Below are 22,051 nucleotides of genomic sequence, written 5' to 3'. Positions count from 1 at the left end.
AAAGGAAAACAATGAAAAATAAATGGATATATAAAATTGCAGTGGTACTTTCTCTAGGCTTTATCACAATAAGCTGTAACAGAGATGATGCCTTGCTTAGCAATCCCAATTCAAGATCAGAAGATGCACTAATTCCGCCTTCTTTAATTCTAAATCATATTACCTCTAACCTTATCAAATCTGATGAGATGCCTTTCTCTCAGGCTCATAAAACCAATCAGTATTTTGTAAGCAATTATAGCTATTACTGGGGAAGTAATTCTTACAGCTGGACAGATTCGGGTAATGAATATGATATTTATCTGTATTCTGTTAAAATGGAGGATCAGGCAAAAAAACTTGGGGATCAGGCACAGATTAGTTTCTATACCTCGCTTTCTAAATTCTTTAAAGCTTACTCCTCTATATGGCTTTCCCAAAGGGTTGGAGATATTCCGATGTCTGAAGCCGGAAATGCTTTAAACCTGACTCCAAAATATGATTCACAGAAAGATGTCTTTAAAAATGCACTAAACCTTCTTAGTGAGGCCAATACCTCTTTAGGTACTACTATTACGACTTATCCGGCCTTAAAGAATACGGTAGCTGATGCTTCGGGAGATATCTTTGGACTTACTTATTTTCAATGGCAAAAGGTCATTAATACTTACCGCCTAAGGGTTTTAATAAGCTTAAGCAAAAGGCAAAGTGATACACCGGATCTTAATATAAAAGGACAATTCGCTGCGATACTAAATAATCCTGTATTAAATCCACTAATGGAATCTATTTCGGATAATATGCTTTATAAATTTAATGCCAGCTATAATCCTTATCCTGTGTATACCAGCCGGTCATATACCTACGGAGCTAACATTGCTAAAACAATTTTGGATATTACCACTTCTACGAAAGATCCACGAACTTTTGTTTTTGCTACTCCGGCGCCGGCTAAATATAGGGTAGGAGGTGTTCCTTTTTCAAGCTTCTCGGCTTATGTTGGGGCTAGTACTAATACAGCGCAGTCTGTTTTATTTGCAGGAACCGACACTGCAGGAAGTACCACGACGGATAAAGGGGACTATTCCTATATCAATTATAAAAGATATTTCTCTTCTCAGGATGGATCCACAGCTGAGCCTTATGTGCTTATTGGTTACTCTGAGATGTGCTTTAATATTGCTGAAGCTCTTAATCGCGGATGGGCAAGTGGTGATGCCGGTGATTGGTATACAAAGGGAATCAATGCTTCTTTAAGTTTCTATAAACTTTCCAATGGCAGTAGCATAAGTATTGGAGATAGACTCGGAGGCACCCTTGGAAATGTAACGGTAGATACGAATACTTTCCTTTCAAATGTGGCTTATTTAGGAAATACAGCTGAGGGGCTAAAGCAGATTTTAACGCAGAAATATGTCTCTTTATTCTGTAATTCTGGTTTTGAAGCTTTCTACAACTGGAGAAGAACCGGGTTTCCGGAATTTCAACAGGGTGGAGTAGGTATCGGAACACCTAATAACATGTTACCATACCGCTGGACCTATCCTCAGGGTGAGATCACTTATAACAGTACCAATTATCAGAATGCTGTACAATCTCAGTATGGAGGTAATGATGACATTACTAAGATGATGTGGCTTTTGAAATAAATAAGTAAAATAAGATAAATTATAGAGATGAAATGATAAAGCTTTATCATTTCATCTTTTATTTATGGACAGATTCTGAAAGACGAATAGTTTCACCAGATATACCATTAAAAACCAATTACAACATAATATAATTGTTTTTGATATATTGGTACTAAATGTCCTCATCCAGCTTACGCATAAGTTTACGCATAATGTAATGATGCTGATTCACTTTTCTATATTCTCCGGAAAGCAAAATTGCAGCAATACCAATACTAATAAAATATAAGGCTGTAACATAGTTAATTGGGATACCAGCTGAAGCTGGATTTAAAATTAGTAATGCAGAAAAAATAATTCCTGCAATACTCCATGTGGCAATACGTCCCCAATGATAATGTTCGTGTCTTTTCAAATCGATTGCAGTGCCGAGCATGGTAATTGAGCGTAATAAAGCCGTTAAACCAATAATAAGGACAGATGATTTTCCGGAATAAATAGTTAAATAAATTCCCAGATCCAGAATAAGCATTCCGTAAATCAGATACCAGCCCCAGCCATTAATTATTCTTCGGTTTTGAAAAGAAAATATAAGACGAAGCAGCCCTGCAATAATGAAGGCAACTCCATAGAACAGGATGTACTGAGCATAGTTTGTCTGTGGTATCATAAATAAAAATACTCCCATTATTAGAGAGAGAATACCTGCTATCACAGGAAAATACCAATCTTTCAGAGAACCTCTGATAGTGGTGTTAAAAGAATCATTCATGTTATTTTAATCAAGTGTGTTTATTGTAATGCAAATAACGGACAAAAGTAGTTGGAGGTGCGTTAATTAATGATTAATTATGATGTTTTTAATACTATTCTATTTTTTATTTAAATAATATTAAATAAAAAGTACCCTTGGCATGTTGCCTAAAGTTCTTTATTCTGTAGTAAAAAAAGACATAGGGTAGAAGTAAAGCATTTTATCTCAGTGTAAGTAGGGTGCAAAACAACGCTCCGGCAGGTGTTGGTAATTTCACTAAAAGAAAGAATTTTTATCATCATTTGTGTTTACCGGAGCGTGTAATTTATAGAGTAGTGAGCTTAGAGTAAATCTTATTCACAGGGCAAATTTAGTATTCAGGGAGTAGTAAGCCGAAAAAAGTATATTTTGATTTTTATCAGAGGAGCATGCGATTTCTAACGGTAATGTCTGAAATGAATTAAATTATTGATTCCCAACAGTCTTTATTTGTAAATAGTATTTTAATAGTATGATTATAGTTCGTGCTAATACAGAAATAATTCTTGGATATATATTTAAAGAATGCTTTTATAGTGATATAATATGAGTGCACCACCAAAATGAATTTTCATTTTGGTGGTGCACTCATCCGATAATTACTTGTTGGATCCTGAAGGGATATTATTTTCTGTATCAGGATTTATAGGGCTATCTAAAGAGGTAGGTATTATTCCTTTCTCATGTGTTAAAATAGTAACATTTAATCTAGGAGGAATATAATCCTTTCTCAATTTTTGTTCGGATAATGATTGTCCAGACTTTGGTTCCTGATCGGGAATATTATTAATTGGAATCTCCATAATTTAATCTTGAGTTTATTGGTTATGTAGAATTTTGTTTTAAATATGCTGGCTATTTCAGATCCCTACTTAAGATCTTTATTGATTTATAATGTCTGTTGAGTTTTTTAAACTCTGATACAAGTAATATATAGCTTAGAGCAATCATAATAAATATTCCTGCTATAATAAGAACGATAGGAATGAAGTTGAATACAGGATGAATTATAAGCATGACGGAAAAGAGAATGGCTAAACCACTTGGCCTTGCTGGTATTATCCAATCAACAGAAGACTGATTTCTAAGGTCAGTTGCCAGGCTTAATAATAATAAGCTTTGGCCTAAAGAAAGATATCCTAACAAAGGAATTGTAAAAGCCTCCTGACTGTATAGGTATGAAAGGATTGTTATTATTACTATAAATAAGCTGTAATAAGTGTACCAGTTCCATGTTTTAATGCTTTTACTGTTTTGGAGGAAAAACAGGGCTCCGGTAACAGAGGATAAACCAAAAGCAATACCCAATGGTATATATGCAGGTGGCTGTGATGCTATAAAACTGAAAATTGTGCCTATTATAAACAGGACGCTGTTTAATATCAGAAGAGAAGAAGCTTTTACAGAAGATCTTATCGATATATTAAAAGAATGTAAATTCATAATAATTGTCTTTATAAATAAAAAATGTCTGTTTATATAAGTTTGATAGAAGCCCAGAGGAGTGTAATTCTCTAGCTTTTAAAGGATATTCCTGCCATTCTTTAAAAGAAATAACGGGATGTTGGTCAGCTTAGCAAATTCTTAAAAATGATCTTATAAAAAGAGCGGGGATACCCCGCTCTCCAACTGTTTCCAGTTTTCACAAACAAATAACAAATAAATGATGATCATGTTATTTTCTTTAATTCCCATTATTGTATAATAATGGCTAATAGTATTGTTCTTCTCATTCAGTATTAGAGTTATACTGCTATTATAACCTTCTGATTGAGCTTAATAATTTATTGTAATATTTATTTTATGTTTGTAAAATTATTTATCATTATAATTGAAAGAAATAGCATGAATCTGTTATTTTTAATATTAAGTTGTTGATATTATTTAAACCGTGAGTATGCAATTATTTATACTAAAGGCTATAAGTTCTGTAGAAGTCTTTGTCTTGGTTTTTTTTCTCAGGTTACGCTTATGATTTTCAACGGTATGATAAGATATAAACAATTGCTCTGCTATTTTTGGGCTGTTTAGTCCCTGAGCCATTAGCATTAGAATTTCTTTTTCACGTTGCGTAACATAAGGATTTGATTCATCCTTTTTCTTATTCTTTAATGTAATATGTTTCGAATATTGAATTTCTTTACCCTGATGGTCTAATATTGAAAGCAAGGGCATCTCATTTATTGGAAAATGGGATAAATCATAAATAACAATTAATGAACTTTCTATCTGGTTATATTTATTAAAACATTGTCTAGGAGCCTGGATGAGAACCCAGCGATAATTGTTTTCATGATTAAGCATTCGGGCATAAAAATTAAAACGGAGGTTATTTTTATCAGATTTCCGCATATTCTTATATATCCTTACAGAAGAGACTAAAGCAGAAAGCAGATATTGGCAGTCTTCCGGATGGAGTAAATCTATAAAGTACTGTATGTTCTGGTTGTTTAATCCTTTTTGATTATACGGAGTATGAAGTTCTATATCGGGGCTTACATCTTTAGTTTTCATATTGATACAATCAACTATAAACCAAAAATAATGACCTACAGCAAAATTTTTAATATTTTCTGTAATACCAGAATATATTACAGAACTGTCTTTTTCATCTGCTTTATTGTAGATTGAAAAATATTCGTGGAATTGCTCTGTACTAATGGGTATGATCTTTTTCTCCGCCATAATTTTTTATTTTATCTGTTACTTAACTTATTTGTAAAGGATCATTTATTAATCTGTTTCATTTTTAATTAAACTGCCCCATTAACTATTCTTTATGCTAAAACTATTATGAGGGCATTTTATCAGGTGTATTTTGATTTTGGGGCAGTTGTGCAATTATTTAATTTTTATTAAAATGGATGTTATAATATATACAACAAGTAATTTTCTTGACAGGACAAAAGTATCATCGTATGAGCATACGATTCCAGAAATGCTTATTTTGATTTATTTCGAAGAGGCATTCGTTTCCTTACGGAAAAGTTAAAACCACATAAAAAGCTATATTTTATGTGGTTTTTTGTTAAAATATTCTAAAAGACTGTTTTATTTATCTATTAGCCAGATGTAAATGTTTTCTTCAGATGTTATATTTAATTTTTTTCTGATCCTGTGTTTTTTACTCTCAACAGCACCCACAGAATTTTTTTTAATGGTGGCTATTTTTTTTGTATCGAAGTTTAGTTTCATCATTGCACAATATTCCAGGTCGGATTGTGTAAGCTTTTGATTTATATTCAGGAGAGCCTGGTTGAAATCCGGGAAAACTTCCTGAAATTTCAAATAAAATGTACTATTATTACTTTCAGCTATTTCTATTAGTTGATTTAGTCTTTTATGATCATCATTATCCTCAATATCAATTTCTGCTTTTTCATTCAGAACAGAAAACTGTGTTTTACTTTTTTTTGACTGTTTATAAACAAAATAGCCTGTAATAAATAAAATAAAAACCAGAGCTGAGGAATAATAGATAATGGTGTTGGTTTCCAGTTCTTTTTGTTTTGTTTTCTTTTTGACTTCATCTTTCAATATATAATTACTGGCTTGTTTTTCTACTTTAGAAAGGCTGTCGCTTAGTCTTTTATTATGGGCGAGATAATGAGATTCATTTTTATAATCATGTAATTCATGGTAATTTTCAGCGAGAAGAGCGTATAAGAGCTTCTGGTCATATACAAGCTTATAAGCTTTGGTAAGTTTCAACGCAATCTCATAGTGTTCTACAGCTTTAGTAAAATTTTTTCTTTTTGTTTCTATACTTCCCTGGAGTACATTACGTGTTAAATCCCATGTGGATATTGTGTTTTTATTAATCTTGTCGCCTTCTGCAATGTGTTTTTCTGCTTTATCGAATTCTCCCCAATCCGTATAAGCAGAGATCAGACCTTGTAGACTTTTAGTCATAATATAGGCCTTTTGTGGATAATCTGATGTAATCTGAAGAGCTTCTTTGTAAGCACTTTGGACATAGAACTCTAATTCTTTTTTGCTTAACGGATCTTCCTGATCGCGCTCATGTGAAAGTATAATAAGAAAGTAGGTTAGAGCTTTGTTATAATGTTTCTGATTATTGTATTTAGCCGGAGCTTTATCTGCAACGTTTATAGCCTCCTGGTAAACCTGCAAAGCTCTTTCGAAGTATCCAAGTTTTGAGAGGGAAGTCCCTTTTACAATAAGCAAAGTAGAATAATCCATGATATATTTCTTATCTCTGCTTGCCAGAATAATTGCTTCATCAGCCTTTACCAGTGACATTTTTGTATTCCCTGTGTTGGCATAAATTTCAGCCATATAACTTAATGCATCAATTTGCCCGTTAACATAGTTTATTTCTTTAGACATGTGATAAACTTCTTCACAAATTTCTAAGGCTTTATTTGTTTCATTTTTTACGTAGGGATTTTTGGTTCCGGACTTAATGGTATTGAAAATACTGTCTATCTCCTTTTCTTTTTTACTTTGACCATACATAATGGTGAATAAAGCAACTAAAAATAATAATAATAGGTTTCTTTGCATAATTAGGAATACTTGTTGATCATACTATCATTGCTTTTTGGTGTTTTCTGAATTAAATTTTACGTGATTGGTTGGAATAAATACTTATTTATAGATATTTATTATAATATAGTATTCTTATTTGAAGAAGAATTTACTTATTGTACTCTTTCTTTTTTGGATAGCTAAACTATAAACTTCATACTAAATTTTACTTTTTGCTTTATGACGATTTCTTACGATTTCTTACTAGAGCGTACGATTCCTTATTAGGGCATACGATTTCTGTATTTTAGTACTACATATAGAGTTTGGTATTTGTATACTTATTTTTTGACTATTTTTCAATCTCAGAAAATAATATGTTCTTCCAAAGGATTTTGTAAAGGTTATTAGGGGTAAGAGAAAATTATTTCTAAATAAAAAACAGCATTTCTGATTTTATTTAGAAATGCTGTTTTTTATTTTTGAGGTTTTATAAAACAATGTGTTTATCTTTCTTCTTCTTTGATCAGTTTGATATTGGTTTCACCTAATTGTTCTGCTAGCCATCTTTTTAGTTTATCTTCATCCACCTTTTTATCTGCTTTATATAAAAGAACAGAAGAGGTGCCCGTAGAGTCATTAGGGTAATAATTATCCATTTTACCCAATGATACTTCGGAAATTTCTGGGAATAATATTCCAATTTCTTTAATAAGCTTTGGGTTTTCAATTTTATATTTTTTAAGTTCAGAACTTAGTGCATTCAGCTGCAGATCTTTTTCGGAAAGATTGGTACTTTGCTTATTGATTTCTGATAGGATTTCAGTTTTAAGATCCGATGTGTTCTGTTTTATAGTAAGTTTTGTGTTATTCAGCCCATAATCAGTCAGTTCCTTATTAAGTGTATTGATTTCAGTACTGTCAAATTTTTTGGAAAGAAATGCCAGTTCAATTGTTTTGGGATTAGAATTATAGCTGATTTTTTTGTAGAGGGTTATATAGCCGTTATTGTAAAATTTATCTTTTAGAAAGCGTTCCGTATTCTGAGAAAATTTTCTTTCATTTAGTAGATTATAAGCTAGGTAAGAGCTTGGAATAATCATTAATAACATCAGTACAGTAATGGTGATTCTGAGCTTTTTATCAAAAATTGAATTTCCTGTAGCAACCGGGCTGTATTTCATGTATTTAATGATGAGGAAAGTAGAAATACCAATGAAGAAGCAGTTGATACTATAGAGATACAAAGCACCAGCCAGAAACTTGAAATTCAGAGTTGCCAATCCGAAACCTGCAGTACACAATGGAGGCATAAGAGCTGTGGCAATAGCAACACCCGGAATAGGATTCCCTTTCTCTGCCCTTGTAATAGAAACAGCACCAACAATACCACCAAAAAAAGCAATAAGTACATCATAGATAGTAGGAGAGGTTCTTGCCAAGAGTTCGGATTGTACTTCTTTAAAAGGGCTTAAATAGAAATATAGGGAAGAAACAAAAAGACTGACCCCGGTTGCAATTATAAGGTTTTTAAAAGATTTTTTTAGTAGAATAAAATCATAGGTGGCAAGGGAGAATCCAGCACCTACGATAGGCCCCATAAGCGGAGATATAAGCATGGCCCCAATAATAACGGCGGTAGAATTTACATTCAATCCGATAGAGGCAATCAATATAGCGCAGGCTAATATCCAGAGATTGGCACCTCTGAAGGAAATGTTTTTAAAGACCCCTTCCTGAACTTTTTTGCGGTCTTCTTCACCACTATGAAGACCAAATAAATTACTGAAATATCTCATGTTACGTTTTGATAACAAAATACGTAAATATCTGTGAATAATACGAGTATGAAAATTAGATTATCAGATTTTATGCTAAAGATAAGTTTTACTGTTTTTTATTTAAAAATCTTTCATTAATTTTGATATTAATATAGTATTAAAGCTATATTTCGGTTTTTATTTCAATGTATTGATGGTTTTGATGAATATTTGTAATTGGTTGTATGGGTGGGCTTGTGAAACGTTAATAATTTCAAATTATTATCGGTAAAAAATGAAGAATAGCTTAAAGAATTGTGTTGATGAATGTGCACAATTTTAGACAAAAGCTATTGGGTTATTAATCACAGGTAAAATTAATAGATCTGTAAATACCTTCACATAATATATAGAAAAATGAAATCATTGATTTTTTTTAAAAATACCTCATTGAAACCTTCTTTGGTTTTAATGATGGGACTATCCCTGGGAGTAATTTCGTGCAGGAGCACGGATAATGTAACCGATACAGGTTCCGGTGGAAAAGCCATTGTAAAAGTAAATTTACTACGTACGGAAACCGAGGAAGATAAACCGGTGAAAATAGGCGCCTCAGACCATTTGGCAATGGGTTCTGAGATACAAAAGCAAACAATAGCTTTTGATGATAAACATAGTTTTGAGGTTACTTTTTCTCCAGCCTCAGCTACGAATAAGTTTGCAGTCACTAATCCTATGGCAGCCACACCTACACCATTAAATCCGGGTGTAATGTATAAAGTAGCAGTTTATGACAGCAATGGGGCATTCGTAGATCAAAAGAATTTTACTTATGGGGTAAACGATACTTCAGGCTTTCAGTTAAATGGAGGTCAAAATTATACCTTTGTAGCCTATTCTGTAAATAGTAAAACAGGTGTTCCGGATGTTGATAGTCCTAATTCTTTAGCCAATGCAGGAGTTGTAGGAGCCACTGGTGATTTAATGTATTTTAAAACCAATATGACGGTTTCAGGAAACCAGGACAATAACCTTAATGTGATTTTGAAACACCGCTACAGCCAGATTACAACAATTCTGGACGCAACGGGGATTGGAAATATAGTGAATGCTTCCGGTGTGATAACACCTACAAACACCTCTGCAAATCTGAAATTTGCAAATGATCAGGTCCTTACTTACAACGGAATAGATCCTAATGGTGCCAATGTTACTTTTCCGGATTCGGAACTGGGAAAAACTACAGCCAAGAGTGACCCTACGATTTTGATTTCCGATACGAATCTTAATGGAGAGCTTAATCTTAATTCTCTGACTATAGGAAGTACAACCAGAAATAATATAAAAGTAAAGAATCTAAAGGTAAATCCGGGATATAAATATGATCTGACACTTAAATTGAATGGAGCCTTAAGAACCATAAAGGTATTAAGTTTGCTTCCCGATACATGGAATTCTAATTTGTCAACAGATGCATATACTGCCAATGCTAGGGCTAAACTTTTAAATCTGGCCAATTTTGGACCTAATGGAACGGTGCGAGTTGGAGGATTTGAATTTCTTACGGTGAATGCTAGTGATTCTGATCAAGTATTTAATGATAAGATAGATCAGGCTGATATTATCTGGATAGGTTATGTCCCTGTTACAAGCCTTAGCAGTACTAAGATTGCTAAATTGCAACAAACGGTATATGACAAAAAGAAATTTTTCTTTACAGATAATGACAATTATAGTGGATATTCATTTCCAGGAACAGGTACATTTGCAGACATGACTTTTGGTTATTATGGGTACGGAACATCTATGGCAAATGTGATCGCAGGTAAAGGCCCCACTACAGGTATTTTTGGAAGTATAGCGCAGGGTACACAAATAAGACAAACCTATGCAGTAGGGAAAATTGAAAATTATCCAAATGATGCAGTGGTATTTATGACGAATCCTGATGGTACTGCAAACGGTATTATAAGAGATAATTTTGCTGTTATTTCGGACATAGCTTGGTATGGAAATGCTTATGTCGGAGACGGATTTTATGTTAAGGACGACAGATGTATTCAAAATCCGGAATCAATCTTATTCTGTAATATTTTTGAAACGGCTATTAATTATATTAAAAACAATCCGTAAATATTTTTCTGTAGCTATAGATAAACCACAATATCCCTGTAAAAGGGATATTGTCATATAAATGAGTATTGCAGAAAAACTTTTATTTCAGCTTTTATTTTGCATTAAATTTTATTTTAACGTTTTTATTTTGCGAATGTGTGATTAAATTGTGTTATATTTAACCGAAAATTAATTAAATTCTACCAAATCATGAAAACCAAACTATTCAGGCCCTTATTGGGCGCATTTCTGTTTGCCTTTATGTTGAATTCCTGTAAAAGGGATATAACCTCGGGAACGGAAACAAATCCTCAGGCCAATGCCGGGATTACAACTACAACGATTACGAATGCATGGCGTAATAATCCTTACAAACTCAATGTGATCTATTTTGTACCCAACGATATAGATACTATTCCTAACTACCGCAAAAGATTGAGCAACATTATGCTTCAGTTGCAAAAGTTTTATGGAGATAATCTGCAAAGAGCAGGCTATGGCTACACCTCTTTTGGGTTAGATCTTTTATCAGATACTCAGGTGAATATTATTACTATTAAAGGAACAAAAGGGAATGCCTCTTATCCATATGATGGAGGCGGAGGTGTGGTATTGGATGAAGTAAGACAATATTTTACACAAAACCCTACACAAAAGAAAAGTGATCATAATCTAATTATTATGCCTTCTTATAATTCGGATCCTAATAATCCGGGAGGACCTCCATTTTATGGATTAGGAAGAGATTGTTTTGCGCTGGACTATGCCGGAATGGATACGGATAAATTAGGAGTGCCGGGTGCAACAGGAGATTTGGCTACAAAATGGATAGGCGGACTAGCACATGAACTGGGACATGGACTCAATGCTCCACACAATAAAGAACATAAAACAGAGAAGCCTACTTTGGGAACAGCATTAATGGGAGCAGGAAATTACTCGTATGGTAAAACACCTACTTATATTACCAATGCAACATCGGCATTGTTTTCTTTGTCACAAACATTTGCTACAACAACCAGAAGTGACTGGTATGCTTCTGTACAAAATAATTTAGTGAAACTAAAAGGAGAATTTAAGGATAATAAAATTATTATTAGTGGTAAATATACTTCCAGCTTACCTGTAAAAATAGTAAATGTTTACCATGATCCTTTCCCGGCAGGTGGTAATAAAGACTACGACGCTGTGGCATGGGATACCCGTACGACAGGTGGAGACTCTTTTTCTGTAGAATGCCCACTGGATGATTTTTATACATTATCCGGACAGTATGAACTAAAGCTTAATTTCTATCATGAAAACGGAACTCTGGTAACCTATAAGTACCAATATGAGTTTGTAAATGGTGTGCCAAATATTTCGGTAATCAATACAAAAGACTTGTTGGACAGAACAGGATGGCAAGCTCTTTCTGCAGACAGTCAGGAATCTAGCGACGGAGTAATTGCAAATATTCTAGATGGTAATTCTTCAACAGTATGGCATACCAAGTGGAGAGGAGGAGAAGCTCCATTACCACATCAATTTGTTGTTGATATGGGAGCTGCAACTACAGTGAATGGATTTGCTTTTGCCAATCGCAGCAATTTAAATGGAGCCATGAAGGATATTGAAATCTTTAAAAGCAATGATAACAGTACCTGGACAAGTGTAGGCACTTTTTCATTAAAAGCTCAGCAAAGCTGGCAATATGTAGATCTGGCACAGGCACAGTCTATGAGGTATGTAAAAGTGAAGGTAACCTCTACAAACGGTGGATTCCAGTATACACATTTGGCGGAATTTGCAGCATACTAATTTTAGAATACTTTTAATAGCTTAATGAAAAAGCCCTGTCGAAGTTTTATACTTTGACAGGGCTTTTTGAAATTAATTATTCAGAATGCAAATAATTGTTTCGGAACCGATTCTAATATTCAGCGACAGCAGTAAACATCACATTATTCTGATAAACAGATTTGCGCCGGGCAATTTTTTCGATTTTAGGATATCCCAACTTAGCGAAAAGCTCTTTTAATTCAATGAAGTTTATAGGATAGGGAACCCATGAATTTGCTCTTTGAGTATCATACTCAATAATCACAAACCTTCCTTTCGATTTCATTTTTAACTTAAGATTCCTGAGAAGCTGCTCTTTATCCAGAATATATTGAAGAGAGTTTGCCATTAGAATACCATCCAGATTTTCTATATGTACTGGAAGATCTTTGGAAAAGTCATGCTGAATAAATTCAGTTTTAATCTCCGGATTTACAATCGGGAGAGTTTGATTATCTTTATCTATAGAATAAATCTCACTGCCGCCAGGAAGAATTTCTGCCAAGGCATTTGTATACAAACCTTTTCCACACCCCAGATCCGTCCATTTTTCAATCTTTCCGGAATCCTGAAATGCGGGATTAATCATATTGATAGCTTCAGTAAGAGTCAAAGCCTTTTTATAAGTGGATACCCCCGGAAACTTCTATTCTCTGGCCATTAATCCATTTTGACTCATCGGAGCAAAGGAAAGCTACTACCGAGCCTATGTCATCCGGAAGACCGACTCTGCCGAGAGCAGTTCCGCCTGCAATATTTTTATTGATTTCTGCATTATCCCGTACAGCACCGCCACCAAAGTCTGTTTCGATAGCACCCGGAGCTACAGCATTTACTCTTATTTTTCTGTTACCCAGTTCCATTGCCCAGTATTTTGTTATGGTTTCCATGGCGGATTTTAACCCTGCATACACAGAGTAGCCAATCATGGAGAACCTGGTAAGTCCGGTTCCTATATTCACAATGCCTCCTCCATCATTCATAAAGTTTATAGCGCTCTGTACAAGGAAGTAAGGGCTTTTTAAATGAATATTCATAAGCGTATCAAAAGATTTGTCATCTGTATGTCCCAGAAGGGTTGGAAGTCCTATTCCTGCATTGTTCACCCAATAATCGATTTTATTGCCATCAAATTGATTATTAAGTACATTGGATAGCTGATCAAAGAAAAGATCGAAACTGCTTTGTCTTTCCACATTGAGCTGAATTGCTGCGGCTTTTCTGCCTAAAGCTTCTACTTCTTTTATCACTTCATTAGCTTCATCTTCTTTGCTGTTGAATGTAAATATTATGTCTTTTCCGCCTTTAGCCAGATTAAGAACCATATCTTTTCCTAGTCCACGGTTTCCACCTGTTACGACTGCAATTTTACTCATAATTAATGTTTTTATTGATTGGACTATCAAAGTTATTATAAAATAAATCAGCAAAAAACAGGAGGTAGTTAGTTTTAACTATGTATCGTATTTATAATATTAATATCATCAGATATTATCACAAAGTATATAATGCAAATATTATATTAGAAAAGCATACATTCAATTGAAATATTCTAGGGGCATATTTTTTTGCCTTCTTTTCCTATAATGCTGTCTACCTTCTTATAAGAAAAACCCAGAAAGTTTTGTTTGCCACTTATATATAGTACTGCTCCTGATTCCGGATCTGGAGTGGTACTGCATGTATATCCTGTATCGGTGTTGGCTGCAGCATAAACCCAGAAAACTTCTTTTTTTCCATTACTAAGCGCTATGTTCCAGTAACGATGTCTGTAATATTTACCCTTGGCGGTACCTGTTCCGGTAACTTCTGCAGTATAATGAGCTTGCTGTTGTGGTACATAATAGGCGGCAGTGCATATAATCTGGTTAATAATCCACCAGGCAGCTGCTATAAAAATAAAGACAGTCAAAACAACTATTATTTTTTCATATAACGGTTCAGTTTTTTGTATAAATTCCTGAATCAGGGGTTTTATTCTGATTTTGTTGCTATGACATAAGACTACAATGAAAAGCAATATTATAAGAGTATTAATACTGTAAATAATAGGATAATTTTTATTCCATAATAATTCGCTCTGCCATACGCTGTCCGCTCCCATAAATAAAGTGAACATAACGAGTGGAATGGCCCAGGACATAGTGAACTTATTAGGAGAACGAAAAAGAGATACAATAAATACAATTAATGTAAGGCAAAAATAAATTAACAGCATTACTGTAAGCTTCATTTTTTCCGGAATAGAAGGAATTATAAAGCTCAGTCCAAAGAGAAGTAGTGCTATAACAGAGGGGATAATCCCAATGAGTATTTCTCTCTTGTTATTATTTTTCTTAATGATTTGTGGTTGTATTTTCTTTTTCATCTCTGGCGATTTATCCATACGTCAGGATTTTTTAATTTTATATTTTCAGTGGCAAATACCGACTGAACTTCCTGTGTAAAATTGAATGTAAAGCTTGCATGCTCTTCTGTATCAATTAGTAATCTGTATTTAAATGAAGCACCTGGAATTTCTATTGTTTTAGTGCTGACACGGATAATCTGTTGATAAGGAATACTCTTATTTCTAAATGTTCTTAGGATGATAAATCCATCTTTTGTGAATATATAAGGCGGAATACCCGCCCAGACACGAGCAATTTTTGAAATATAGATCTGGTACAATATCATATATTCTTTATTCAGGCTTCTTAGAATGCCAATAAATGTTTTGAACCTATTGCAGGTAATATAAATAAGTGGGCCTATAGCCAGTAATAATATTGCCTGAATAGATAATACAGTAGGAAGAATATACGGAATAAAAGATGGTTTTGTTATATTCCGACTGGTATATGCTAAATAAAAATTGTAGATGAAGAAGAATAAAATGCCACAATCTAGGGCAATGAGAGCAATATAAACAGTGTTTCTTAACTGCTTTAGCTTTTTAATTTCTATCTGCCTGAAATCTTCATAAGAGTATTGAGAAGTCAAAGGGTGATGTTTTTTTGGTGCCATCAAATATAATAAAAGCTAATGATTATTCATTTTTTGGAGAAATATTGTTTCGAAGATTAGGACAATCAATAAAAAACCTTGTCCGTTTATATAACATGGACAAGGTTGATGTTTTATTTATAATGAAGCTAATTTTTTTTGATCTGATTCATGATCTCAACAAAGTTATCTTCATTCGGTGAAGGTGCATTCATATTATAGATTTTGCCTTCCGGATCCAGAATAATAAATCTCGGGATTCCCTGTATACCATATTCCATAGCAAACTTATTAGAATCAGCCAGATGCCATTGTAGTGTTTTTGATGGCTTGGTTTTTAGGAAGTTTTTCCACCTTTGCTGATCCTGATCTACGCTAATAGAAATGAATTTAATATTTTGATAATATTTGTAACTTCTTTCTCTGGCTTCAAATGCAGGACGTATTTCCAGACAAGGCTGGCACCAGGTAGCCCATAAATCGATAATGACATATTTTCCACGGAACTGGGAAAGCTTTTGTGCTTTTCCGGTGTGATCTGTAAAGCTAAGATCAGGGAAGAGCATGCCTTTCTGGCTCTGATTTAGTGCCGTTAATTTGCTTTTAAGATATTGTTTTACCTCTTTATCTTCTATATAGCTAATTTCTGAACGGTACAGACTATTGCGCGAAGCACTATCAGATTTTAGTTCCAAAGATTTGTAAAGTTGTGTGCCAACAAGTCTGTCTTTTTCTATTCCTGCCGGAAGTGTATTGAGCTTATTAAAAATAAGGCTGTCATTGCCTTCTGCATTAGCTTGTCCGGCCATTAGCTGATTTAATCTGTAATCCAGATAGTTGTCGTTTTTCTTCAGCAGACGAACCGGGCTTTTTACGGTATTTTGCAATTCATTCATGAGTTCCTCCGGAGCAGGCGCAGCATCGGATATTTTTCTGTAATTCTCAATGTTGCTAAGGAACTTTATAGCCAAAAGCTGTTTTCTGTATTCCTTAAATTCATTAGAAAGACCAAAATTTTCAGATGTAGCGAATTTACTAAGGTATTTCTTACTGTCATTCCATTCCTTTTCTATTTTGTTATAGAATTCCTGTGGATTTTTAAACTCTTTATTGTCCAGTTGGTATTGGAAGTTTCCGGCAAAGTCCTCTTCTGTATCAATATAGTTTTGTTCCGCTTTTCTGTTGCTTTTTACATAGCTTAGCATTTTTGTAGCATTCAGACGGAAGAATAGATCAAACCAGTCACCCTTGCCAAATACCAATGGATATTTCTTATTTCCGAACTCCATAACATATTCATCCATCGGAATATTCTCTTTTGTTTCCCATTTAAACTGATTATTTGTAACAGGTATTGATGCTATTTTTTTATGAAAGTCTTTAGTGAAAATACGTACAGAATCTATTTTTACATCAGTTTCAAATTTCCCGGTAATGCTTGTAAGCTCCGGATTGATTTTAGGAATAACAGGTTTTGTCATTGTGTAGAAAATGCTTCCGAAAATGATTACAGCAATAATACTTATAAAAAGAGATTTTTTGTTACTGATAAAAGCGCTGCGAAACCCTTTTTTTGCATACCAGTAATATCCGGCAATAAGGAAGACAAGCATCCAGAATAAACTGAGGTATTCTGAATAAGAAACAAGATGATTAAGACTTCTGACATTATTGTCTTTACTCATAATGTAGAAAACATTGTATGGCGAATATTCTATATTAATCCTCTGAACAAGAGAGAAAATATTAAGAATAAGGCCTAATATTCCCAATAAAAAAGGCCATATAAATCCAGAAATTATAACAGAAATCATAAGCTGCAAGGCTATAATCCCTAATGCTGATACCATAATCCTGAACAGGGTTTCGCATGACCATATAAAACTAAGATCTAATATTTTAGCTGGATCAGGATATATATAGTATTGGGCAACAGCAACAAGAGCTGTCAGCAACAGAAAACTTACGGCACAGATAAAAGCCATAATAACCAGGTTGATATACTTGGCCATATAGATGTTCAGCTTGCTTACAGGTTGGGTTTCCATAAGCAGCCATCCACCATTTTTGTGGTCAGTCTGGGCAATTCTGTTTGCTGAAATAATAATATACAACAAAAAGAAAAACATAACGAAGCCTTTCAGTGAGTCCTGTACGGCAGTTTCAATAACCGGATATTTTAATGTAGCCGCATCGGTATTGTGATCCTGGAAAAAGTCTGTTATAAATCCTAAAAGAGGCATAACAGCACCTATGGCGATAGCAAGGTATACCAATCCTAAACCTTTGGTCTTTAACCATTCTACTTGTATTGCAATCAATAGTTTTTTCATTGGTTTAGTTTTTAGTTAGTTCTATAAACCAGTCTTCAAGACCAGTATTACTCTTTAGTTCGAAAATTTCAGCTTGTTGAGAAACGAGAAGGCTGTTTAGTGCAATCACCTCCTCCTTGCTGCCTACAGCACATTCCATGGTGTTTTCATTAATGATTTTTGGACTGTATACAGAGGGTATCTTATCTATAAACTGATGCGCGTTATTTATACCAACTTTTACACGGCTATATTGGTAAAGGGTGTTCAACTCGTCCTTGCTTCCCATAAACTTTATTTCACCATGAGAAATAATGGCCAGATGTGTAATCATTTTTTCGATTTCCTGAAGCAGGTGGCTGGATATGAAAATGGTAATTCCTTTTTCACGATTTAGTTTCAGAAGCAATTCCCGAATTTCTATCATTCCGTTTGGATCCAAGCCATTTACAGGTTCATCCAGAATCAAAAGCTCTGGATTTCCCAACAGAGACATTGCAATAGCAAGTCTCTGCTTCATTCCCAGAGAATACTTTTTCATTTTGGTGTTCCGGGCATCCCATAAGCCAACGAGATGTAAAACTTCTTCGGCATTTTGTTTTGGAAGCTGTCTTAGTTGTGAAAGGACCATAAGATTGTCCCAGCCGGATAAATGATCGTAGAATGCAGGATAATCTATCAATGAGCCAATCTTATTAAAGCCTTCCGGATAGAAAGTTTCTAAATCCTGACCAAATAACCTGATGGTTTTGTCGGTATCGGTAAACGCACCGATGATGAATCTCATGGTTGTTGATTTACCAGCACCATTTGCACCCAAAAAACCAAAAATACTTCCTTTCGGAACATTAATATTCAGGTCCTTTAATATAGGCTTTCCCTTATTGAAAGAGAAACTTAAATCTTTAATTTCAATTGTGTTCTCCATAACTTATAATGTGATTTCTTTTGCTTGATCAGTCTTGGGTAAAACAGAATTGTTACAAAAAAAAATGAAACTCAGATGCAGTAAGGAGAAGGGTAGGTTATGTAAACCGCTTGTGGGTGGGAGTTCCTGAGTGTTTAATAAAAAACCTTACAAGCATTTAAAGCCTGTAAGGTTATCTAAATTAAAAATCTGTTATATTGTATTAAAAAATAAAGACGAAATTATAATTCGTTCCTATCATTTTCCTTTTTACAGCTAATGATTTAACCGATATCCTAATGCACCGGTTGGACATTTTTCAATCTGATTTTTTAGTTCTTCAACACTAGCTTCTGTAGGTGTAATCCAGGGTTTATCCTTCGGATGATATACTTTAGGCAATGTCTTTACACATACTCCGGCGTGCTTACAACGTGAAGGAGTCCAAAGGACTGTGATATCCTTGTTTTCTGAATATTCTTTTGTTTCCATCTTATTTGTTACTTATTGTTCTAAACATAAAGTTAAGCAAAAAATGCTGATTATAAATAGCAAAAAGCTCCACCATAAATAGAGAATTAATCATTCATATTGATAGATTCCATCCATTTGAAAAGCTCTTGCTTTTGTGCTTCGGATAGCTTAGCATGTTTATGAATCCCTAAATAAGAAGGAAGAGGCATTTTATTATTTTCTATTTGATCTTTTATCGCGCTTAGTTTATTTCTTTTCTTACGGCTGCTGTAATTTCCCCATTCGTTAAAATTCAGTTCCTGTTTGCCTTTATTAATATGCATTTCCAGAAAGTAACTTACAGGCTGAATATAAGAATAAAAAGGATAGTTGGTATTGTTGCTGTGGCAGTCGTAACATGAGTTTAGCAATGTGCGCTCTATACTTATAGGCGGATCGTAAATTCGCATGAAATCAGAAGAAGGAGCCTGTCCCTTATTTATATTCCGGACAGGCTGGAAAAACTGGAAAAACAATAAAAGAATAATTCCCGCAAAGAATATTTTTTTGATTACTTTCATCATTTTACAATTCTCTTTTTACAGATCCACAGTCAGACATTTTTGGCCCGTAATATGGATTTATAATTTCTTTCTTTTCACTGATCCATACAGCACCTTTTTGTTTATTGTACATGGGACAAAAATCCAGATAAAGCTTTAAACCTGCTGTACCAAAACTATCAGTAAAATCATTGATATCCTTGCTTAATAGTGCAAAATGTTCTCTTTGGTGTTCAACATTTCCGGCATTGGCACTAATGTGCTCGGCATTTTCACGCATGCTTTCATAGATGTCGATAAATACGGATTTCTTTTCCTTGTCCAAAGCATCAGCCTTGATAGTTTCTAAAGTTTCGAATAGCTTTTTTGCGGCCTCAGCAGTAGCCTTTCCGTCATCTTTTGTCAGAGCATTTTTTATATCCAGATAGTTGCTAATAATCTCTTTTACAGAAAACGAATTTCCAGTTTCTTCTTTTGTTTCAGATTTATCTTTAGCGTTTTGTAACAGATTATTTTCTGGTTTTGTTTTTTTATCGGCACAGGCTAATAAACTTAGCCCTATAAGTATTGTTATGATGATATTTCTCATTTCAGAGTATGTTTTTTAGATTAGTTATTTGCCCCTGTTATATGAGGCTGAAATATTGCACCCAGAATATAAGCGGGTATATTGATTGATGGTTCGCAGTTGTCCTGATTAAGCAAAGTAAAATTGCATCACATTTTATGATGTAAATATTGCTCCGGACAAAATACAATTTGGGCTATACGTAATGAGATTAGCCTATTTTAGGGGTAAGCCAGATAAAAAGAAATCCTTTAGAAATAGTGTATTCAGGATTAATGAAAGATGACCTATTATAGTACATCGTTTTTTCAAAGCTAAAGTTTTGTGGATCAGGAAGAAGGGTGGTGATACAGCAAGTAAGGCATTTGCATTGTTCTGTACAGTTTTGGCGATCCTGTCGGGAATTACAGCCTTCACAGCCATTGCAATATTCTTTTTCTGATAATCCGGCTTTATAGCCGGATTCCGATACAGGAACTATATTTATACCACAGGCAGTAACTTTCCCGGGGATAAAGAGAAATCCTAAAAGGATTATAAGTATGAATCGGTATTGCAACATATTAACAAAAACAAATTTAAAAATTTATTTTAATTGCAAGACCTTATTTAGCTTTAATTATTTGTCAGCTACTGAAAATAGTCTAATGCCTGTTATATTGCTGATAGCAGGAACTGCAAATTATTCACAGGATGAGTTTAGTGTGTCTATTTCCCATTAATTTTTTTATCCTTGTATGGTATTTATTTACTTTTTTAAATTCCAGGGACAATAATACGGAAGAAACACCGATAGCGATAAAACTGAAAGCCATAAAAAGTACAATATGATATCCGTCTGAAGAAGAGTGGCTAGCCAGTGATGCTGGAACGCTAAAGACTTTGCTCCACCCGGAAGATGCTGAATACTGGATTGCGGCTTCTGCAGCAGTTAATGAAGTGTACCTTAATACAGAGCCTTCTTTTGGTGATAAATATGTAACGAGTATTTATACCAGAATACAAAATAAAAATAAAGAATATCGGTGGACATCGATACAGTATTTTCCGTATTCTGTTGTACCGGGTATTATAGATAGTGCACTATCTGTGACTTACGATTTATCACATCTGGCTATTTCAAGCCAGCCTTTTATTTCAGCTCTGGGTTTCGACGATAACGAAAATCACCATTTTAAGTATTTAGAGCGGAAACCTAAGGAACTTGAAATAGATGTTCCGGAAATTACAAAACGTGAAAAAGAAATACTTTATCTTTTGATTCAGGGGTATAATACTCCTAAAATTGCCGAAAAATTAAATATTTCTTATCACACGGTTGAGAATCATAAAAAAAATCTCAGAAGAAAAACCAATTGCAGTACATCGTCTGCACTTGTGGCTTATGTAATCAATTATAACCTGCTGCTGCTTTAATATGTTTCAAATAAGAAATTGAGTCAGAGTATATCGATATACCCGTAATTACCAAAAGGGAAAAATCTTCAATTGATGACTCAGGGAAATAATGTTCCAATAATTACCAAAAAGTTGTTTATTTCGTATCATACTGTACCGAACCATAAGAGAAATCTAAGAAAGAAAACAAATACTAAGATTTCTTCGGAACTTATTGCTTATGTTATTAAATACAATATTCTGTTTATTTGATGATATAGTATTGGTATATCATA

21 protein-coding genes are annotated in these 22,051 nt (G+C 34.0%); 5 read left to right on the top strand and 16 right to left on the bottom strand.

Going from position 1 to position 22,051, the window contains the following annotated elements; genetic code table 11:
• The first annotated feature begins 11 nt into the window (after window positions 1-11).
• Complete coding sequence (locus tag AYC65_RS09405) at window positions 12-1,628, top strand: SusD/RagB family nutrient-binding outer membrane lipoprotein (protein WP_034870479.1); 1,617 nt, start codon at window positions 12-14, stop codon at window positions 1,626-1,628.
• Between the two features lie 154 nt (window positions 1,629-1,782).
• On the opposite strand, the gene AYC65_RS09400 is transcribed toward AYC65_RS09405, so the two are convergent.
• From AYC65_RS09400 to AYC65_RS09375, 6 genes are all read right to left on the bottom strand, one after another.
• Complete coding sequence (locus tag AYC65_RS09400; RefSeq protein ID WP_034870478.1) at window positions 1,783-2,382, bottom strand: HdeD family acid-resistance protein; 600 nt, start codon at window positions 2,380-2,382, stop codon at window positions 1,783-1,785.
• A gap of 620 nt (window positions 2,383-3,002) precedes the next feature.
• Complete coding sequence (locus AYC65_RS09395) at window positions 3,003-3,206, bottom strand: hypothetical protein (protein ID WP_034870477.1); 204 nt, start codon at window positions 3,204-3,206, stop codon at window positions 3,003-3,005.
• A gap of 52 nt (window positions 3,207-3,258) precedes the next feature.
• A complete protein-coding gene (locus AYC65_RS09390) occupies window positions 3,259-3,846 on the bottom strand; it encodes a hypothetical protein (protein ID WP_052114737.1) in 588 nt (195 codons plus the stop codon).
• Between the two features lie 441 nt (window positions 3,847-4,287).
• The gene (locus AYC65_RS09385; RefSeq protein WP_034870476.1) at window positions 4,288-5,088 is read right to left on the bottom strand and encodes a LuxR family transcriptional regulator; all 801 of its coding nucleotides are present in this window, start codon (window positions 5,086-5,088) and stop codon (window positions 4,288-4,290) included.
• Between the two features lie 366 nt (window positions 5,089-5,454).
• The gene (locus AYC65_RS09380; RefSeq protein WP_034870475.1) at window positions 5,455-6,930 is read right to left on the bottom strand and encodes a hypothetical protein; all 1,476 of its coding nucleotides are present in this window, start codon (window positions 6,928-6,930) and stop codon (window positions 5,455-5,457) included.
• A 470-nt stretch (window positions 6,931-7,400) separates the two neighbouring features.
• Entirely contained in the window at window positions 7,401-8,693 is a 1,293-nt protein-coding gene (locus AYC65_RS09375) for a DUF389 domain-containing protein (RefSeq protein ID WP_034870474.1), read from the bottom strand.
• Between the two features lie 378 nt (window positions 8,694-9,071).
• Between AYC65_RS09375 and AYC65_RS09370 the strand changes: the two genes are divergently transcribed.
• On the top strand, window positions 9,072-10,787 hold the full coding sequence (locus tag AYC65_RS09370) for a hypothetical protein (protein WP_052114736.1): 1,716 nt from the start codon (window positions 9,072-9,074) through the stop codon (window positions 10,785-10,787).
• Between the two features lie 192 nt (window positions 10,788-10,979).
• Complete coding sequence (locus AYC65_RS09365) at window positions 10,980-12,569, top strand: discoidin domain-containing protein (RefSeq protein WP_034870473.1); 1,590 nt, start codon at window positions 10,980-10,982, stop codon at window positions 12,567-12,569.
• Between the two features lie 112 nt (window positions 12,570-12,681).
• Here the strand turns inward: AYC65_RS09365 and AYC65_RS09360 are convergent, their stop codons facing one another.
• The 10 genes from AYC65_RS09360 to AYC65_RS09315 all read right to left on the bottom strand — a co-directional run bounded on the left by AYC65_RS09360 (window position 12,682) and on the right by AYC65_RS09315 (window position 20,940).
• Entirely contained in the window at window positions 12,682-13,179 is a 498-nt protein-coding gene (locus tag AYC65_RS09360; protein WP_034870472.1) for a class I SAM-dependent methyltransferase, read from the bottom strand.
• Window positions 13,180-13,210: 31 nt separating this feature from the next.
• Window positions 13,211-13,966 carry an SDR family NAD(P)-dependent oxidoreductase gene (locus AYC65_RS09355; RefSeq protein WP_034870471.1) on the bottom strand — a complete coding sequence of 252 codons (756 nt, stop codon included), beginning with the start codon at window positions 13,964-13,966 and terminating at the stop codon, window positions 13,211-13,213.
• Between the two features lie 176 nt (window positions 13,967-14,142).
• Window positions 14,143-14,976 (bottom strand): hypothetical protein, encoded by an 834-nt coding sequence (locus AYC65_RS09350; RefSeq protein WP_034870470.1) that lies wholly within the window; start codon window positions 14,974-14,976, stop codon window positions 14,143-14,145.
• On the bottom strand, window positions 14,955-15,596 hold the full coding sequence (locus AYC65_RS09345; protein ID WP_052114735.1) for a hypothetical protein: 642 nt from the start codon (window positions 15,594-15,596) through the stop codon (window positions 14,955-14,957). The genes AYC65_RS09350 and AYC65_RS09345 overlap by 22 nt, the downstream gene beginning before the upstream one ends.
• A gap of 128 nt (window positions 15,597-15,724) precedes the next feature.
• On the bottom strand, window positions 15,725-17,908 hold the full coding sequence (locus AYC65_RS09340) for a thioredoxin-like domain-containing protein (RefSeq protein ID WP_034870469.1): 2,184 nt from the start codon (window positions 17,906-17,908) through the stop codon (window positions 15,725-15,727).
• A gap of 4 nt (window positions 17,909-17,912) precedes the next feature.
• On the bottom strand, window positions 17,913-18,815 hold the full coding sequence (locus tag AYC65_RS09335; RefSeq protein ID WP_034870468.1) for an ABC transporter ATP-binding protein: 903 nt from the start codon (window positions 18,813-18,815) through the stop codon (window positions 17,913-17,915).
• Between the two features lie 255 nt (window positions 18,816-19,070).
• Window positions 19,071-19,286 (bottom strand): (4Fe-4S)-binding protein, encoded by a 216-nt coding sequence (locus AYC65_RS09330; protein WP_034870467.1) that lies wholly within the window; start codon window positions 19,284-19,286, stop codon window positions 19,071-19,073.
• Between the two features lie 86 nt (window positions 19,287-19,372).
• Window positions 19,373-19,831 carry a heme-binding domain-containing protein gene (locus tag AYC65_RS09325; RefSeq protein ID WP_034870466.1) on the bottom strand — a complete coding sequence of 153 codons (459 nt, stop codon included), beginning with the start codon at window positions 19,829-19,831 and terminating at the stop codon, window positions 19,373-19,375.
• Window position 19,832: 1 nt separating this feature from the next.
• Window positions 19,833-20,399 carry a DUF3347 domain-containing protein gene (locus AYC65_RS09320; RefSeq protein ID WP_034870465.1) on the bottom strand — a complete coding sequence of 189 codons (567 nt, stop codon included), beginning with the start codon at window positions 20,397-20,399 and terminating at the stop codon, window positions 19,833-19,835.
• 190 nt (window positions 20,400-20,589) lie between these two features.
• Complete coding sequence (locus AYC65_RS09315) at window positions 20,590-20,940, bottom strand: hypothetical protein (RefSeq protein WP_034870464.1); 351 nt, start codon at window positions 20,938-20,940, stop codon at window positions 20,590-20,592.
• 320 nt (window positions 20,941-21,260) lie between these two features.
• Between AYC65_RS09315 and AYC65_RS09310 the strand changes: the two genes are divergently transcribed.
• Together AYC65_RS09310 and AYC65_RS09305 are read left to right on the top strand one after the other, a co-directional pair.
• Window positions 21,261-21,794 carry a helix-turn-helix transcriptional regulator gene (locus tag AYC65_RS09310; RefSeq protein WP_052114734.1) on the top strand — a complete coding sequence of 178 codons (534 nt, stop codon included), beginning with the start codon at window positions 21,261-21,263 and terminating at the stop codon, window positions 21,792-21,794.
• A 75-nt stretch (window positions 21,795-21,869) separates the two neighbouring features.
• The gene (locus tag AYC65_RS09305) at window positions 21,870-22,028 is read left to right on the top strand and encodes a LuxR C-terminal-related transcriptional regulator (RefSeq protein ID WP_078674530.1); all 159 of its coding nucleotides are present in this window, start codon (window positions 21,870-21,872) and stop codon (window positions 22,026-22,028) included.
• Window positions 22,029-22,051 lie beyond the last annotated feature (23 nt).

Origin of the sequence: Elizabethkingia bruuniana, from assembly GCF_002024805.1 — a bacterium.
Taxonomy (GTDB): domain Bacteria; phylum Bacteroidota; class Bacteroidia; order Flavobacteriales; family Weeksellaceae; genus Elizabethkingia; species Elizabethkingia bruuniana.
Note: the sequence above shows the minus strand (reverse complement) of the source record. Positions and strands in the feature narration are given on the sequence as shown.